We start from the raw sequence: 13,149 nt of genomic DNA on the forward strand, positions 1-13,149 counted from the left end.
AACTCCACCACCAGATACGGCGGACGATGATCCAGATCCGCATCCAACACCTCCGCCGTACAAAACGACGGCACCTGCCGCGCCCGCTCCACCTCGGACCGGAACCGATCCCGAAACTCCGGATCATCCGACAACGACGCATGAATCAACTTCACCGCCACGAACGCGCCGTCGCGATCCTCGGCCAGGTAAACCACACCCATGCCACCGACGCCCAGCAGGCCGGTCAGCAAGTAGTCACCCAGCCGTTCGGGGTCGCCGGGGCGCAGTGGATGCACGCGGTACGCGGTGTCCACGAGCGACTCCCACAGGCGACGGCAGTGATGATCCGGGAACTGGTATATCACTTCTCACGTCGATGTAACGCCGCGGCTGAGAGTCTGCTCTCGGTGCTGGGGACATCGATGAGCATTTCCGGGGGTACGCGTGGAAGCACACAACCGCTACCAGATTGCCGATGATCTTGCGGCCGGGATCGCGTCGGGACGGTACGCCGCCGGCGAGCTGATGCCGTCCTATCAGCAGGTGGTGCACAAGTACGGGGTCTCGCCGGCCACCGCACGGCGGGCGTACCAGATCCTGCGGGAGCGGGGGCTGGTGCTCGGGATCCGTGGGCGCGGGATCTTCGTGACGGGCCCGGGCTCAGCGCCGGAAGCGGTCTGACACCAGGCGCAGCTGGTGGGACAGGTGGGCGAGCTCGATCGCGGCCGACTCGGTCTGGCTCGCCGCCTCGTGCGTCAGGGACGTGGTGTCGGTGACCCGGCCGATGGATCCGGCCACGGCCGTCGCCGACTGCTCCGCCACGCCGACGTTCGCGACGATGTCCCCGGTGGCGCTGATCTGGGCGTCCACCGCGGCGGAGATCGAGCGCTGCAGCTCGTCGATGCGGTCGATGACCTGGCTGATCCGGCTGATCGCGTCGAACGCGCCCGCGGTGTCCGCCTGCATCGCGGTCACCTTGGCCGAGATGTCGCCGGTCGCCGACGCGGTCTCCCGGGACAGGTCCTTGACCTCGCCCGCCACCACCGCGAAGCCCTTGCCCTGCTCCCCGGCGCGGGCCGCCTCGATGGTGGCGTTCAGCGCGAGCAGGTTGGTCTGCTCCGCGATCGCGGTGATGATGTTGACGACGGCCGAGACCTCGTCGCTGGAGCTGCGCAGCCGCTCGATCGTGCGGTTGGTGTTGACCGCCAGCTCCACCGCCTCGCGGGCGACGCTGTCCGCCTCGCCGACGGCCGAGGTGATGGCCTGGATGGACGTGTCCAGGCCCCGCGCCGCCGCGGTGGTCTGCCCGACGCTCTCGGTGACCTGGTCGATGTCCCGGCTGGCCACCTCCGCCTCCGTGGAGGCGGTGGCCGCGCCCTCGGACAGGTGCCGGCTGGTGGCCGTCAGCTCCTCCGAGGCGGCCGCCACGGAGGTGGCGTTGTCGCCGATCTCGGTCAGGGCGGCGTTCAGGGAGCTGACGATGGCGCCGAGGCTGCGGCTGAGCTGGGCGAGCTCGTCGCTGCCGCCGAGGGAGGCGTCGACGGTGAGGTCGTAGTCGGCGATCGACTGCGCGGCCGAGAGGCAGTGCGTCACCCGCCGCGCGATGCGCCGCGCCAGCAACATCGCCGCCCCGCCCAGCACCAGGGCGGCGAGCAGGCCGGTGACCAGGGTGAGCAGCTTCGCCCGGGTGGCCTCGGCGGTGGCGTCCTGGTACGACTTGCGGACCCGCTCGGTGATGGCGGTCTGCAGCGTGCCGATGGTCTTGGCGGCCTTGACGTCGACCTCGTCGTACGCGGGCCGGGCGGCGAGAGCCGCCGTCCGGGTCGGGTCCGACGCCACCCGGCTGGACAGGGTGACGATCCGCTGGCCGGAGGCGATCAGCTCGTCGAGGACCGGCAGCACCGCGTCCGCCTGCGGCCTCAGTTCCGGCACATAGCGGATGACGTCGTCGACGCCGGCCCGCGCCTGGGCCACGTTCTTGCCGAGCTTGTCGAGGACTCCCTGACGCTCTGTGGCGTCGTTGGTCACCAACGCGTTCAGTACGTTGCCCCGGAACAGCGCCCGGGCGATGTCGACCGACTGCACCGCCTGCAGAGCGGATGCGGCGTTTCGGGCCGTCAGCTGCTGGTCCGCCAGCGCCGACGTGCCTTGATACCCGATGACCCCGGCCGCGATCACGAGCAGGAAACCCGCCACGGCGAGGGCGGCGATCTGGCGCCGGATGGTGAACGTCACGGGAACCCCCTCTACTACCACGTTATGGGCAAATCGCCGCCGAAGGTGGCCCTTCCGCTCAGTTCGCTGCTAGCGCTACCGAACAGGGCAGCATGAGGCGTCGCATCGTTTCGCTGCTGGTCACCGCTCTGGTCCTCGGTGGGGGAGCCGCCGGATGCGGGAGCGGCGGCGCGGAGGCCGGCAAGCCCGTCGACCGCCTCGCCGAGGCCAAGGCGGCCCTGCCGGACGCGATCAAGAAGGCGGGCGTCCTCGTCGGCGGCACCGACCCGACGTTCGAGCCCATGACGTTCATGCAGGGCGAGACCTTCACCGGCCTCGACGTGCAGCTGCTCGAGGCGATCGCCGCGAAGCTGGGCCTGACCGTGAAGTGGTCGAACGTGGGCTTCGGCGACCTGCTCGACCAGGTGCAGGGGCACAAGATCGATCTCTCCGTGTCCTCCATGTTCGACCGCGCGGAGCGCCAGCAGAAGGCCGACTTCGTCAACTACCTCAACGCCGGCACCTCCATCGTCGTGTCGAAGGGCGACGGCGACATCGGCGGCATGCCGGGGCTCTGCGGCCGGCGCGTCGCGGTGCAGCCCGACACCGTCTATGTCGATATGGCTGCGGCCCAGGCGGCCAAGTGCGGCGGCAAGAAGCTCACGCTCGTACGGACCCAGACGCCGTCGGCGGCCGTGGCGAAGAAGGACGCGGACGCCGCCCTCAACGACTTCCCGATCGCCGCGCTCGACGTGCAGCGCGACGGGAGCCTCGAGCTGTCGGGACCCCAGATCGAGGCCATCCCGTACGGGATCGGCGTCGCCAAGGACCGCAAGACCCTCACCACCGCCGTCCAGGCCGCGCTGTACTCGCTGATCAACGACGGCACCTACGACGCGCTGCTGACCAAGTGGAAGGTCACCGAGGGGGCGCTGCGTACCGGCGCCATCAACGGCGGCGCCTGACGCCTGGCCCGGAGTTTGTACGCTCCGCGGGGTGCGCGCCCTCGACGCCGTCCTGCTCCTGCCCGCCCTGACCGTCGCCGTCCTCGGTTACCGGCGGGGCCTGCTGGTCGCCGGCGTGTGCGCGCTGGGCGCCGGCTCGGGCACCCTGCTCGGATGGCAGGCCGGCCCCCTGATCGCCGCCCGGTTCCCCGGTGAGCCGATACGCGTGGCCGTGTCGCTCACGACGGTTCTCCTGCTCGCCGCCCTGGGCCTGGTCCTGAGCGTACGGCTCGGAGAACGGCTGAAGCGGGTGCTCGTGACCCGTCCGCTGCGGCGCCTCGACGAAGCCGGCGGCGCCGTCGCGTCTCTTGCCGCCGTGCTGCTGACGGCTGGGCTCGTCGCGGTGTGGACCCTGGACACCGACCGGGATCCGACGTCGTTCGCGGGGCTCGTGCGTACCTCCGCCACCAAGGTCGCCGCGCCCGACCCGGCGCTCGCCGGCGCGCCGGTGGTCACCGCCTCCCGGCCCTCGGTGGTGAAGGTCCGGGCCGCCCCGGGGGTCACCCACCGGTGCCAACGGGGCGCGGTCGGCTCCGGTTTCGTGTACGCCCCGGAACGCGTGATGACGAACGCCCACGTGGTCGCCGGCGCGGGCGACGTCCGGATCGAGACCGGCGAGGACCAGCTCGACGCCACGGTGGTCGTGTACGACCCGGACCGCGACCTCGCCGTACTGCACGTCCCGGGCCTGACCGCGCCCGCGCTGGCGCTGGCGGGCGGACCGGTGCGCTCCGGCGCCGACGCGGTCGTGCTGGGCTTCCCGCTGGACGGCCCGTACCAGGCGCAGCCGGCCCGGATCCGCGACCTCGGCCGGGTCGGGGGCCACGACATCTACGGCGCGGGCGCGGTGACCCGCGAGATGTACACGGTCCGGGCCCTGGTGCGCAACGGCAACTCGGGCGGGCCGCTGGTCGCCCCCGGCGGGCGGGTGCTGGGCGTGGTCTTCGGCGTGTCGGACGGCGATCCCGACCTGGGCTTCGCGCTGACCGCGGCCGAGGTGTCGGACGCCGCCGAGGAGGGCACGAGCCGTACGGAGGAGGTCGGCACGGGCGCCTGCCGTTGATCCCCTCCTGCGGTAGGTTCTGCGGCATGCAGCCCCTGGTGTCCGCCGCCGTACCGGTGTCCTACGTCAAGAACCTCCAGCTCAGCCAGGAGTTCTACGGCCTGTTCGGCTACACCGAGGCGCGTGCCGGCGGCGAGGGCGGCGGCCGGTGGTCGTACCTGCAGTGCGGCGAGCACACGCTGCTGCTCGCGTCGGTCGACCCGCCGCTGATCCAGGTCGAGCTGCCCCTGCTCATCTACGTGTACGTCGACGATCTGGCCACGGTCCGGGAGCGGTTCGAGAAGGCGGGACACCCGGCCGAGCTGGTCGGCTACCCCGACCACGCCCCCGGCGGCGAGATGCGCACCCGCGACCCGGACGGCAACGTCGTCCTGTTCGGCCAGCGGTCCGCGGTCAGCGCCGACGCCCGGGCCGAGCCGACCGGCGCCGCCGCCCGTTTCTCGCTCATCCAGCAGGCCGCGCAGGCCGTCAGCCTGCGGGGCGGCGCCCCGGCCACCTGCCAGATCGGCCTGCCCGAGGGCAACCTGTGCCCGAAGCCGGCCGAGGTCAAGCTCGCCGATCCCTGGGGCGACACCGTCTGGGGCTGCCTGAGCCATGCCGAGGAGGCCCTGATCGACGCCCGCAGCGCGTTCATCGCCACCGAGCACGCGGACGGCCTCGGCCCGTGGCTCCGCCAGCGCCGCGGCACCGCCCGGTCGTGAGCCGGGCGCCCCGGCACCGCCCGGTTCTGAGCCGGCGCGGCAGCCTCAGCGGCTCAGGTCGTGCCGGCGGTGCACGAACTTCTCGGTGACGGCCGCCGGGAGGATCCGCCGCAGGGCGAACACGGCCGGTGCGTTGCTGCCCACCGCGTAGCGCGGCCGGGGGCGGGCCGCCTCGACGGCCCTGACGATCACCTGGGCGACGCGTTCCGGTGCCACGCCGGCGCGCTCGTTGCGGTCGAGGGCGCCCAGCATCGTCTCGAAGTCGCGGCGGTGCGGTGAGTCCGCGGCGGCGTACGACGTCCGGCGCTCGCTGATGCCGGTGTTGATGGACCCCGGCTCGACCGTGGTGAGCCACACCCCGAAGGGCGAGAGCTCGTGGCGCGCGGCGCTGCCGAAGCCCTTCAACGCCGCCTTCGTGGCGACGTACGAGGACCGGTAGGCGAGCGGGAACGACGCGAGCATCGAGCCCACCATGACCACCCGCCCGTAGCCGCGCTCCCGCATGCCGGGCAGGGCGAGCTGGGTCAGCCGGACCGGGCCGAGCACGTTGACCTCGAACAGACGGTGCAGGGCGGCCGCGGGCAGCTCCTCGAACGGGCCGGACTGGCTCTCGCCCGCGTTGTTGACCAATACGTCCACCGTCGCGAGGCGGTCGGCCAGGGCCTCGACGGAGTCGGGGGAGGAGAGGTCGAGCGGCAGGTACTCCACACCGGCCGCCCGCTCGTCCGGCGGCAGCGACTCCGGATGCCGACTGGTCCCCAGGACGCGGTATCCCCGCGCGGCCAGCGCCGCCGCGGTCGCCCTCCCGATGCCCGACGATGCTCCGGTGACCAGCGCGGTGCGGTTCATCGATGCACCATACCGGCGGATAACCGGGTGCGGCTCGGCGGGCGGTGCCCGTAGGGTCCCCTCCTTGTGAGCCGAACCGCGGAGATCCTCGTGCCCCGGCGCCTCGGGACCGGCTTCCGGTGGCTCCTGGCGTCCTCGTGGTCCACCAATTTCGGTGACGGCGTCGCTCACCCGGCGGGTCAGCCTGGGCAACGTGATGCGCGCGGGGCTCGTCATCGAGACGCTGACCCATCTCGCCCTGGCGGTGACCACCTCGGCGTGGATCGCGATGCTCATCTTCTTCGTCTTCGGCGCCCACGCGTTCATCTGGCACACAACCTCGATCACGGTGCGGCAGCGGGCGGTCCCCACCCACCTCCAGGGCCGGGTCACGAGCGTCAACACCGTCGGCGTGTACGGCGGCCTGGTCGCCGGTTCCGCGATCGGTGGCGCGCTGGCCGCCTGCTACGGCGTCACGGCGCCGTTCTGGTTCGCGTTCGCGGGCTCCGCGGTCTTCGTCGTCCTGCTGTGGCGGGAGACGAGCCGCATCGCCCACGAGCCTCACCCGATGTAAGCCGCCGCGAATCCCACGGTCGGCACCCCGAACAGCACCGAGACCACCGCCAGCTTGGTGATCGTCGGACGCACGGTGAGGATTCCGTACGCGATGAGCAGCACCGGCGCCATCACCAGCTGAGCGGCGATCGTGGACCGTGGCACCAGTACGTCGAACCACGCGCAGAGCAGCGACACCGCTAGCGCCGAGCCCCACAGCGCGATGCCCAGCCGATGCCCGATACGTGGCCCGAACCGTACGGCGAACGTGGTGTCCCCGGCGCCGGAATCCGCCGCGAGGTCGGTCACCGTGGTGGGCACGTACAGCGCGGCGGCGAACAGCAGCCCGATCACGCCGAACTGCCACGGGAAGTCCCACGGCGCCCGCGTGATGGACCAGCCCGCGGCCGGCGAGACCACCCCCACCACCACGGCGTTGACCGCGACGTCCCATCCGGGCCGCGTCTTGAGACGCAACGGCGGCACGCTGTACGCCCAGCCGAGCGCCAGCACCCCGGCGACGCCGAGCACGAACAGCGGCCCCACGAACCCGGCGCTGACGAGCGCGGCGCCGGCGAACAGGAAGTACCACCGCCGCAGCCGCTGCACCGACACGGCGCCGGTGACGAGCGGTGCGGAGGCCTTGCGCGGGTTGGCCCGGTCGCTGCGCAGGTCGTGCAGGTCGTTCTGGGCCAGCACCGCGCCCCAGACCAGCGGCCCGAGCACGAGCAGCGCCACCACGGCCCGCGGCACGTCGGGGCGGTCGGGCAGCCAGGCCCGTTCGGCCAGGACGGTGCCCAGGTAGGCCGGTACCCACGACACCGGCCAGAACCAGGGCCGGGACACGGCCATCAGCAGGACGGACGGACGTTCCAGCACCCCGGTCATGGCCCCGATGGTGCCGCCCGGCGCCTGTGCGCGCACTGAGAGGCCCGTCACGCCAACGGGTGAAGCGCGCCGATTCGCGTGTACCGCCCGCCGTGGAGGGGATCAATCGGACAACGCGCCCGGCCGGCCGGAACAACCACGGAACCTCGGACGACCTAAGGAGAGCATGATGTCTGCCCCCACCCGCGCCACGTCCGGCTCCAGCATCTTCGACTCGGTACGCGGCCACCACGACGGGCACGACCACCAGCACCTCGCGCCGCGCGGGGAGGAGACCAAGCCGTCGTGGAAGACCACCGAGTTGTTCGTCTACCTCGCCGCCGTCGCCGGCGTACTGATCGCCTCGCAGACGGTGGGTGACGGCGCCGCGAACAACGGCGCCGACTACTTCGCCGCCGACAAGGCCTGGTGGTACATCACCCTGCTGACGATCGGCTACATGGTGAGCCGTGGCCTGGCCAAGGCGGCCAGCCGCACCCGCGACGCCGACCCCCGTACGCGATAACCGGCCAACCCCGGGCGCACCGTTTCCTCCAGGAACGGTGCGCCCGCCGCTGTCGGCCGGATGGCAGACTCGGATGCATGGGGTTGTTCACGCTGGCGGAGGCACGGGCGGAGCTGGCCCGGTTGCGGCCCGCGCTCGACGAGATCCTGGTTGTCCGTGCCGACATGGTGGAGCTGTCCGCCGCGCTGATTCCCGGTGGCGAGCCTTCGCCACTCGGCGGGCTGCCTGAGCGCAAGGCCGCCGAGGCCCGGCTCAACGAGCTGATGACCGAGGTGCAGCAGACCGGGGCGGAGCTCAAGGGCATCGCGCCCCTGCTCATCGATTTCCCCGGCGAGCTCGACGGCGTGCCCGTGCTGCTGTGCTGGCTGGAGGGCGAGGCGGAGCTCGCCTGGTACCACCGGACCGGCCTCGGTTTCGCCGGCCGCCGGCCGCTCCCGTGACGCCGCGAGGCCGGCGCCCAGGGGGGTGGGCGCCGGCCCCGGCGGAGGGGGAAGGTCAGATGAGCCAGCGGTGCTGCTGCACGAAGGGGATCTTCGTCCAGAGGCGGCCGAGGCCCCAGGTGTGCCCGGCGTACGCCGCCGCGGCGACGATCAGGGCGACTGCGTAGATGACGTGGTAGTCGACGATCGGGTTGGTCGAGCCGCTGGGCTCGCCGGCGGCGGTGGTCTGCGCGAGCGGCCATTCCGCGAGCCACATCATCGCCAGGATGAGGCTGCCGGCCACGGCCGAGACGCGCAGGCCGACGCCGAGGATCAGGGCCAGGCCCACGCCCAGCATGCCGAGCATGAACAGCCAGTTCGCCCACCAGGTGCCGGCCATCGCGTGGAACATCGACGAGAACGGGCCCACGTCGACCGAGCTCAGGAAGCCCTTGGTGGGGGAGCCGCCGTGGATCCAGGCCTTCGCCGCCGGGGTCGCGTACCCGAACCCGAAGGTCTTGTCCAGGAAGGCCCAGAGGAAGACGAAGCCGGTGGAGATGCGCAGGACGGCGAGGGACCGCGCGGCGGTCTTGGTGAGCATCGAGCCGGGAACCTCCGCCTGCTCGAGCGGAGTGGCCAGGGAACGCTGGTTGCTTGCGTGGACGGTCATCGTTGCCTCCGAAATGCTCTCTTGTGACACCTCCACCATCCGCCGATGCCGCGCGCGCCGCCCGGGCCGAACTCACCGACCCCGCGGGACCTAGGTCCCGGCCCGCTCGTACTCGGCGAATCGGTCGATCAGGCTCTGCGGGGCGTCGTGGCGGAAGCAGATCTCGAGGTTCGCTGCCGCCTCCGCTGCGGCGCGCTCACTGCGGGCGAACAGATTCTTCTCGTACGCGGTGAGCGCCGCCTCGACGTCACCCGGGTGCACGGCGAGCGCGATGGTCATGGTGTTCCTTCCGGTTGGGGTGGCTGGGGGCTGGATGGTTGTTCGGCCGATCGAGTTCGTGACGAACACGTTCGGGATGGGCATGAAAACGGCCTTCGCCGCCCAGCACGACAGCTGGGCGCCCGGCACCGTGCGCGTGCCGGACCGTGCAGGTGGCCGCCACAAGGCGCGCTGTGCGACCGATGAGCCGTCACCCCGTGAGGCCGTTGATCAGGGTGGTGAAGCCCCAGCGCAGCCGCTCCTCGCCGGTGCCGGCGAACAGCTCACCGGACGCCCAGGCAATGTGCGGGTAGTCGTCGGCGGGCGCGCCGTGCAGGGCGCGCTCCAGGGCCTCCTGCTCCGCGTCCGCCTCTGCGGATCCGTTCCGGGTGCCGTGCTCGGCGGCCGACGCGGTGGCCTGCTGCAGCAGGATGTCGACGCCCCAGGCGGCCTGGCGGACGGTGGCCCCACCGATCTTCAGCAGGCCCAGGATCGTCTCGACGAGGCGCAGATAACGGCGGCCCGTCGGCCGCAGCACCATGACGGATCTCGCCAGGCTGGGATACCGCAACAGCATCATCGTGTACGCCACCAGCAGTCCGACCAGCTCGTCCCGCCACACGCCCGCGTCGCCGGACTGGGTGGGGTCGAGGTCGGCCAGCAGCTCGTCCAGGAGGCGCCGTGCAGCTCGGCCATGTTGCGCACGTACACGTAGAGCGATGCCGGCCCGGTGTCGAGCTCCTCAGCCAGGCGCCGCATGGTCACCCGCTCCAGGCCCTCCTCGCGCAGGATGCTCAGGGCGACGGCGACGATGCCCTCGCGGGTGAGGGCGGGTTTCGCCGGCCGCTCCCGCCGGCTGACGGGTGCTCGGCTGACAGGTGTGCGGCTGACGGCTTGCGGCGAACGGGCGGCCGAAACGCGATCCGAACGAACGCGTTCGTTCGGCGGCTCGGGTGCGGGCTGTGCTGGGGGTCTCAGTCGGGGCGTTCCGCCCCTCAGGAGCGGCCTGTGGCGGTGGCCTCGGTCAGGTCGAGCACGTACGAATCGCCGTCCCGCCGGAAGCCCAGCCGGTCGTAGTAGGGCGCCAGCATGCCGGGCGGCGTGATCACGGTCCGGCAGCCGCGGTCGGTGAAGAACTGGCTGCGCCGGTACACGAACTCGCCGGGCGTGAAATCGCGGTAGCGCTGGGTGACGTAGTCGAGTTCCACGCGCGCGACGCCGTCCGCACCGCCGCGGAACAGCACCACGCCCACGATCTCGTCACCGTTGACGATCAGGAATGCGGCACGGTCATCCCCGGCGGCGTCCCAGCGGAACCGCGGATTGAACTTCGCGATGTCGTCGCGGTGCCGGCGCAGCATGTACGCGAGGATCTCGTCGTCACCCACCTCGACCACCTGGTACGCCTTCTCGTCGTGCCGAGTGGCGAGCATCCGCGCCAGGTACCAGACGTTGATCACCGCCAGCACGACGTTCAGGCCCACCATGGGCCACACGCCGAGCGCCAGGTTGAAGCCGATGAGCACCAGGCAGCCCACCAGGTTCAGGGCGCGCAGGCGGAGCAGGCGGGTCTGCAGCAGGGACCACACGAGCAGGGCGGAGCCGGTCCAGCCGATCACGTCGAGCCAAGTCACCCGGCCAGCGTAGGGGCGGTGCCGGGGCGGTGTGGCGCCAACCCTGGATCCTCGGCCGCGTGGCCTGCTGCTATGGGTGTTCTCCGCGCCGTGCGAGCCGGCCGCGACCGGTGGGTGCCGGCCGCGACCGGTGGGTGCCGCGGGTGTCGTCAGCGCACGACGAGGGTCTTGACGATCTTGTCGGCCAGGGTCTGCTTCTTCGCGTCCCAGAGCGGGAACAGGAAGCCGATGTAGCAGATCAGGGCGTCGACGACGTGCGCCAGGTCGCGCACGAACGCCATGCCGGCGCCGATCGGCTGGCCGGTCTGCTCGCCCACCAGGCGGATGCCGAGCGCCTTGCGGCCCCACGACTGCCCGGTCTTGCCGCCCTGGTACCAGCGGTTGTAACCGCTGACGATGAGGCCCAGCAGGGTGAACAGCCAGTACAGGGCGTTGAAGGTGGGCAGGCCGGTGACCTCGTCGGTGCCGCGCCCGAGCACGATGGCGAGCACGGAGAACGGCGCCACGATCAGGGCGTCGATGAGGTACGCGCCGACCCGGCTGATCCAGGAGGCGTAGTCGACCGACGGGGCGGCGTAGCCCTGGCCGGAGTAGGGGGCGCCGGGCGCGGCGCCGTACGGGTCCTGCTGATATGCCATGAGGGATTCCTTTTGATGACGGCTCAGCCCAGGCCGAACCGGTGCAGTTGGAACAACCAGCTCGCGAGGGCGAGCAGGGTGACGGGCCACCGCAGCCCCCGGCGCCGCCCGGCGGGCCACGGTGCGGGCGCGGGCACCGCGCCGGCGGCGCGCAACGCCACCAGCGGGACCACGCCGGCCGTGACCGCCGCCAGCGCCAGGATCAGCGGGTTGGCCGCGACCGCCGTACCGACATCGCCGCGCACGAGTGCCACGGCCGCGGTCGTCAGACCGCAGCCGGGGCACGGAATGCCCGTGAGCGTGCGCAGCGGGCACGGCAGGCCCAGGCCGGTGCTGTCGGTGAAGATCGGCCACACGAATGCGGCCACCGCAGCGGCTAGCCCGAACCCGCCGATCCGCTCCGGGATCGAGAAAGTCCGCAGCGCAGTACTCCGATGTCGTAAGGACGGCGCATGATGCTAGATCGCCGACGGGTGATCTCGCGACCCCGTTCCGACCTGCTGTCTTGTCCGCGACAGTCGGGGCTCAGGCGGACCCGACCGGCGTCCACTCCGGGAACTTGGCAGTCCGCTCGTCGCCGGACGAGCGCCCCCGCACCCGCCGGTGCACCCACGGCAGGACGTGCTCCCGGTAGTACCGGGCCTCGGCGAGCAGGCGACGGCTCTCCGCCGGCCCCGGATCGACCACGTGCGCGGCGGTCGGATGGCCCATCGCGGTCAGGATCAGCCCGGCGGCGCGCTGGTGCCCGGCGGCGTTGAGGTGCAGGCGATCGGGGGACCAGTAGGGCGCCCGGCGGATCTCGGTGTCGTGGAAGACGTCGGCGAACGGCAGGCCGTACCGCTCGGCCAGCTCGCCCACCGCGACGGTGAGCAGCTCGCCGCGGCGCCGCATGAACGCGCCGAGCGGCAGCCGTCCCGACGGGTCGCCACCGCTGATGAGGACCATGCCCACGCCGGCGTCGATGCAGCGGCGTACCGCCCGCTCGGTCAGCTCGATGAGGCGGTTCATGTCGCCGCCGGGGCGCATCATGTCGTTGCCGCCGCCGTTGAGCGTGATCAGCGTCGGCGCGGGGGTCAGGGACAGCGCGGCGTCCAGCTGCTCGGTGACGATCGGCTCGAGCAGCCGGCCCCGGATGGCCAGGTTCGCGTATTCGACCGGCTCCCCGGTCGCCACGGCCAGCCCGGCGGCGACCCGGTCGGCCCAGCCCCGCAGTGTGCCGTCCGGCAGCTCGTCGCCGAGCCCCTCGGTGAAGCTGTCCCCGATCGCCACGTAGCGCACCCGCGCCCCCTTCTGTCCTCGTGCACGCTACCCGCGCGGTGGCTGGGCGGAGACTTCGCTGGCAGGCTTGGGTGATGCCGGACACCGACCCGCACATCCACGTCGAGGTGAACGTCGTACGGGCCGACGCCGCCGTGCGTAACGTGCTCGCCTCCACGTTCGGCCTGGCCGGGGACCTGCCGGCCGAGGTGCGCACCGGCTGCGGGCTGCGGGTCCCGTACGCGATGACCTCCGCGAGGCCCGAGAGTGTGACCTGCCTCGCCTGCCGTGAGCACGCCCACCGGCAGCATCTGCGCGTCGCCGAGCAGATCGTCGTGCTGGGTGGCATGCCGGGCGCGACGATCAGCGGCGCTCAGGCCGTGCCGGCCGCCGCCGAGCATCGGGCGCTGGCGCGGAGGTTCGCCGGCCCGGGCACGCCCTAGGTGTGCTGTCCAGGGAGGTTGGTCGAGGTTGTGTGACGAGTTGATCTGAGCTCTGGACGGGTGAAGGCCTCCGGTTGTGGAGTGGAGCTG

The 13,149-nt window shown here is 72.0% G+C and carries 18 protein-coding genes and 2 pseudogenes; 8 read left to right on the plus strand and 12 right to left on the minus strand.

Annotated elements, in window-relative coordinates; all coding sequences use genetic code 11:
• Positions 1 to 296: pseudogene (locus AB0368_RS38230) on the minus strand (serine/threonine protein kinase); the annotation flags it as partial.
• Positions 297 to 426: 130 nt separating this feature from the next.
• Here AB0368_RS38230 and AB0368_RS38235 point away from each other — a divergent pair.
• The gene (locus AB0368_RS38235) at positions 427 to 663 is read left to right on the plus strand and encodes a winged helix-turn-helix domain-containing protein (protein ID WP_366158946.1); all 237 of its coding nucleotides are present in this window, start codon (positions 427 to 429) and stop codon (positions 661 to 663) included.
• On the opposite strand, the gene AB0368_RS38240 is transcribed toward AB0368_RS38235, so the two are convergent.
• The gene (locus AB0368_RS38240; RefSeq protein ID WP_366158947.1) at positions 643 to 2,217 is read right to left on the minus strand and encodes a methyl-accepting chemotaxis protein; all 1,575 of its coding nucleotides are present in this window, start codon (positions 2,215 to 2,217) and stop codon (positions 643 to 645) included. The two genes, AB0368_RS38235 and AB0368_RS38240, sit on opposite strands and share 21 nt — an antisense overlap.
• A 92-nt stretch (positions 2,218 to 2,309) precedes the next feature.
• Here AB0368_RS38240 and AB0368_RS38245 point away from each other — a divergent pair, with 92 nt between their 5' ends.
• Genes AB0368_RS38245 through AB0368_RS38255 form a run of 3 tightly spaced genes read left to right on the plus strand, consistent with a single transcriptional unit; the run spans position 2,310 to position 4,964 of the window.
• Positions 2,310 to 3,161: a transporter substrate-binding domain-containing protein gene (locus AB0368_RS38245; protein ID WP_366158948.1), complete on the plus strand. Its 852-nt coding sequence runs from the start codon at positions 2,310 to 2,312 to the stop codon at positions 3,159 to 3,161.
• A 31-nt stretch (positions 3,162 to 3,192) separates the two neighbouring features.
• Complete coding sequence (locus AB0368_RS38250) at positions 3,193 to 4,263, plus strand: MarP family serine protease (RefSeq protein ID WP_366158949.1); 1,071 nt, start codon at positions 3,193 to 3,195, stop codon at positions 4,261 to 4,263.
• Positions 4,264 to 4,289: 26 nt separating this feature from the next.
• Complete coding sequence (locus AB0368_RS38255; RefSeq protein ID WP_366158950.1) at positions 4,290 to 4,964, plus strand: VOC family protein; 675 nt, start codon at positions 4,290 to 4,292, stop codon at positions 4,962 to 4,964.
• A gap of 45 nt (positions 4,965 to 5,009) precedes the next feature.
• Here the strand turns inward: AB0368_RS38255 and AB0368_RS38260 are convergent, their stop codons facing one another.
• Positions 5,010 to 5,813 (minus strand): SDR family oxidoreductase, encoded by an 804-nt coding sequence (locus tag AB0368_RS38260; protein ID WP_366158951.1) that lies wholly within the window; start codon positions 5,811 to 5,813, stop codon positions 5,010 to 5,012.
• Between the two features lie 166 nt (positions 5,814 to 5,979).
• Between AB0368_RS38260 and AB0368_RS38265 the strand changes: the two are divergent.
• A pseudogene (locus AB0368_RS38265) lies at positions 5,980 to 6,366 on the plus strand (MFS transporter); the annotation flags it as partial.
• On the opposite strand, the gene AB0368_RS38270 reads toward AB0368_RS38265, so the two are convergent.
• Positions 6,354 to 7,235 carry a UbiA prenyltransferase family protein gene (locus tag AB0368_RS38270; RefSeq protein ID WP_366158952.1) on the minus strand — a complete coding sequence of 294 codons (882 nt, stop codon included), beginning with the start codon at positions 7,233 to 7,235 and terminating at the stop codon, positions 6,354 to 6,356. The pseudogene AB0368_RS38265 and the gene AB0368_RS38270 sit on opposite strands and share 13 nt — an antisense overlap.
• A 169-nt stretch (positions 7,236 to 7,404) precedes the next feature.
• On the opposite strand from AB0368_RS38270, the gene AB0368_RS38275 reads away from it, so the two are divergent.
• Positions 7,405 to 7,740 carry a hypothetical protein gene (locus AB0368_RS38275; protein ID WP_366158953.1) on the plus strand — a complete coding sequence of 112 codons (336 nt, stop codon included), beginning with the start codon at positions 7,405 to 7,407 and terminating at the stop codon, positions 7,738 to 7,740.
• 77 nt (positions 7,741 to 7,817) lie between these two features.
• On the plus strand, positions 7,818 to 8,180 hold the full coding sequence (locus AB0368_RS38280; RefSeq protein ID WP_366158954.1) for a DUF2203 domain-containing protein: 363 nt from the start codon (positions 7,818 to 7,820) through the stop codon (positions 8,178 to 8,180).
• Between the two features lie 55 nt (positions 8,181 to 8,235).
• On the opposite strand, the gene AB0368_RS38285 is transcribed toward AB0368_RS38280, so the two are convergent.
• The 8 genes from AB0368_RS38285 to AB0368_RS38320 all read right to left on the minus strand — a co-directional run bounded on the left by AB0368_RS38285 (position 8,236) and on the right by AB0368_RS38320 (position 12,637).
• Positions 8,236 to 8,829 (minus strand): hypothetical protein, encoded by a 594-nt coding sequence (locus AB0368_RS38285; protein WP_366158955.1) that lies wholly within the window; start codon positions 8,827 to 8,829, stop codon positions 8,236 to 8,238.
• Between the two features lie 90 nt (positions 8,830 to 8,919).
• Positions 8,920 to 9,108, minus strand: coding sequence for a hypothetical protein (locus AB0368_RS38290; RefSeq protein ID WP_366158956.1), 189 nt, complete (start codon positions 9,106 to 9,108; stop codon positions 8,920 to 8,922).
• Between the two features lie 190 nt (positions 9,109 to 9,298).
• The gene (locus tag AB0368_RS38295) at positions 9,299 to 9,709 is read right to left on the minus strand and encodes a TetR/AcrR family transcriptional regulator C-terminal domain-containing protein (protein ID WP_366158957.1); all 411 of its coding nucleotides are present in this window, start codon (positions 9,707 to 9,709) and stop codon (positions 9,299 to 9,301) included.
• Complete coding sequence (locus AB0368_RS38300) at positions 9,664 to 9,846, minus strand: hypothetical protein (protein WP_366158963.1); 183 nt, start codon at positions 9,844 to 9,846, stop codon at positions 9,664 to 9,666. The genes AB0368_RS38295 and AB0368_RS38300 overlap by 46 nt, the downstream gene beginning before the upstream one ends.
• Before the next feature lie 236 nt (positions 9,847 to 10,082).
• Positions 10,083 to 10,721 (minus strand): hypothetical protein, encoded by a 639-nt coding sequence (locus tag AB0368_RS38305; protein WP_366158958.1) that lies wholly within the window; start codon positions 10,719 to 10,721, stop codon positions 10,083 to 10,085.
• Between the two features lie 149 nt (positions 10,722 to 10,870).
• A complete protein-coding gene (locus AB0368_RS38310; protein WP_366158959.1) occupies positions 10,871 to 11,359 on the minus strand; it encodes an RDD family protein in 489 nt (162 codons plus the stop codon).
• A gap of 23 nt (positions 11,360 to 11,382) precedes the next feature.
• Positions 11,383 to 11,727: a DUF2752 domain-containing protein gene (locus AB0368_RS38315; RefSeq protein WP_366158960.1), complete on the minus strand. Its 345-nt coding sequence runs from the start codon at positions 11,725 to 11,727 to the stop codon at positions 11,383 to 11,385.
• A 157-nt stretch (positions 11,728 to 11,884) separates the two neighbouring features.
• Complete coding sequence (locus AB0368_RS38320; protein WP_366158961.1) at positions 11,885 to 12,637, minus strand: SGNH/GDSL hydrolase family protein; 753 nt, start codon at positions 12,635 to 12,637, stop codon at positions 11,885 to 11,887.
• 74 nt (positions 12,638 to 12,711) lie between these two features.
• Here AB0368_RS38320 and AB0368_RS38325 point away from each other — a divergent pair, with 74 nt between their 5' ends.
• Positions 12,712 to 13,059 (plus strand): hypothetical protein, encoded by a 348-nt coding sequence (locus AB0368_RS38325; protein WP_366158962.1) that lies wholly within the window; start codon positions 12,712 to 12,714, stop codon positions 13,057 to 13,059.
• Positions 13,060 to 13,149: the final 90 nt, after the last annotated feature.

The organism is Actinoplanes sp. NPDC051475 (genome assembly GCF_040689425.1).
Classification (GTDB): domain Bacteria; phylum Actinomycetota; class Actinomycetes; order Mycobacteriales; family Micromonosporaceae; genus Actinoplanes.

Excerpts from the sequence above, each read along its gene's own strand:
- AB0368_RS38245 (WP_366158948.1), top strand. The coding sequence starts at position 2,310 with ATGAGGCGTCGCATCGTTTCGCTGCTGGTCACCGCTCTGGTCCTCGGT.
- AB0368_RS38255 (WP_366158950.1), top strand. The coding sequence starts at position 4,290 with ATGCAGCCCCTGGTGTCCGCCGCCGTACCGGTGTCCTACGTCAAGAAC.
- AB0368_RS38260 (WP_366158951.1), bottom strand. The coding sequence starts at position 5,813 with ATGAACCGCACCGCGCTGGTCACCGGAGCATCGTCGGGCATCGGGAGG.
- AB0368_RS38270 (WP_366158952.1), bottom strand. The coding sequence starts at position 7,235 with ATGACCGGGGTGCTGGAACGTCCGTCCGTCCTGCTGATGGCCGTGTCC.
- AB0368_RS38275 (WP_366158953.1), top strand. The coding sequence starts at position 7,405 with ATGTCTGCCCCCACCCGCGCCACGTCCGGCTCCAGCATCTTCGACTCG.
- AB0368_RS38280 (WP_366158954.1), top strand. The coding sequence starts at position 7,818 with ATGGGGTTGTTCACGCTGGCGGAGGCACGGGCGGAGCTGGCCCGGTTG.
- AB0368_RS38285 (WP_366158955.1), bottom strand. The coding sequence starts at position 8,829 with ATGACCGTCCACGCAAGCAACCAGCGTTCCCTGGCCACTCCGCTCGAG.
- AB0368_RS38290 (WP_366158956.1), bottom strand. The coding sequence starts at position 9,108 with ATGACCATCGCGCTCGCCGTGCACCCGGGTGACGTCGAGGCGGCGCTC.
- AB0368_RS38300 (WP_366158963.1), bottom strand. The coding sequence starts at position 9,846 with ATGCGGCGCCTGGCTGAGGAGCTCGACACCGGGCCGGCATCGCTCTAC.
- AB0368_RS38310 (WP_366158959.1), bottom strand. The coding sequence starts at position 11,359 with ATGGCATATCAGCAGGACCCGTACGGCGCCGCGCCCGGCGCCCCCTAC.
- AB0368_RS38325 (WP_366158962.1), top strand. The coding sequence starts at position 12,712 with ATGCCGGACACCGACCCGCACATCCACGTCGAGGTGAACGTCGTACGG.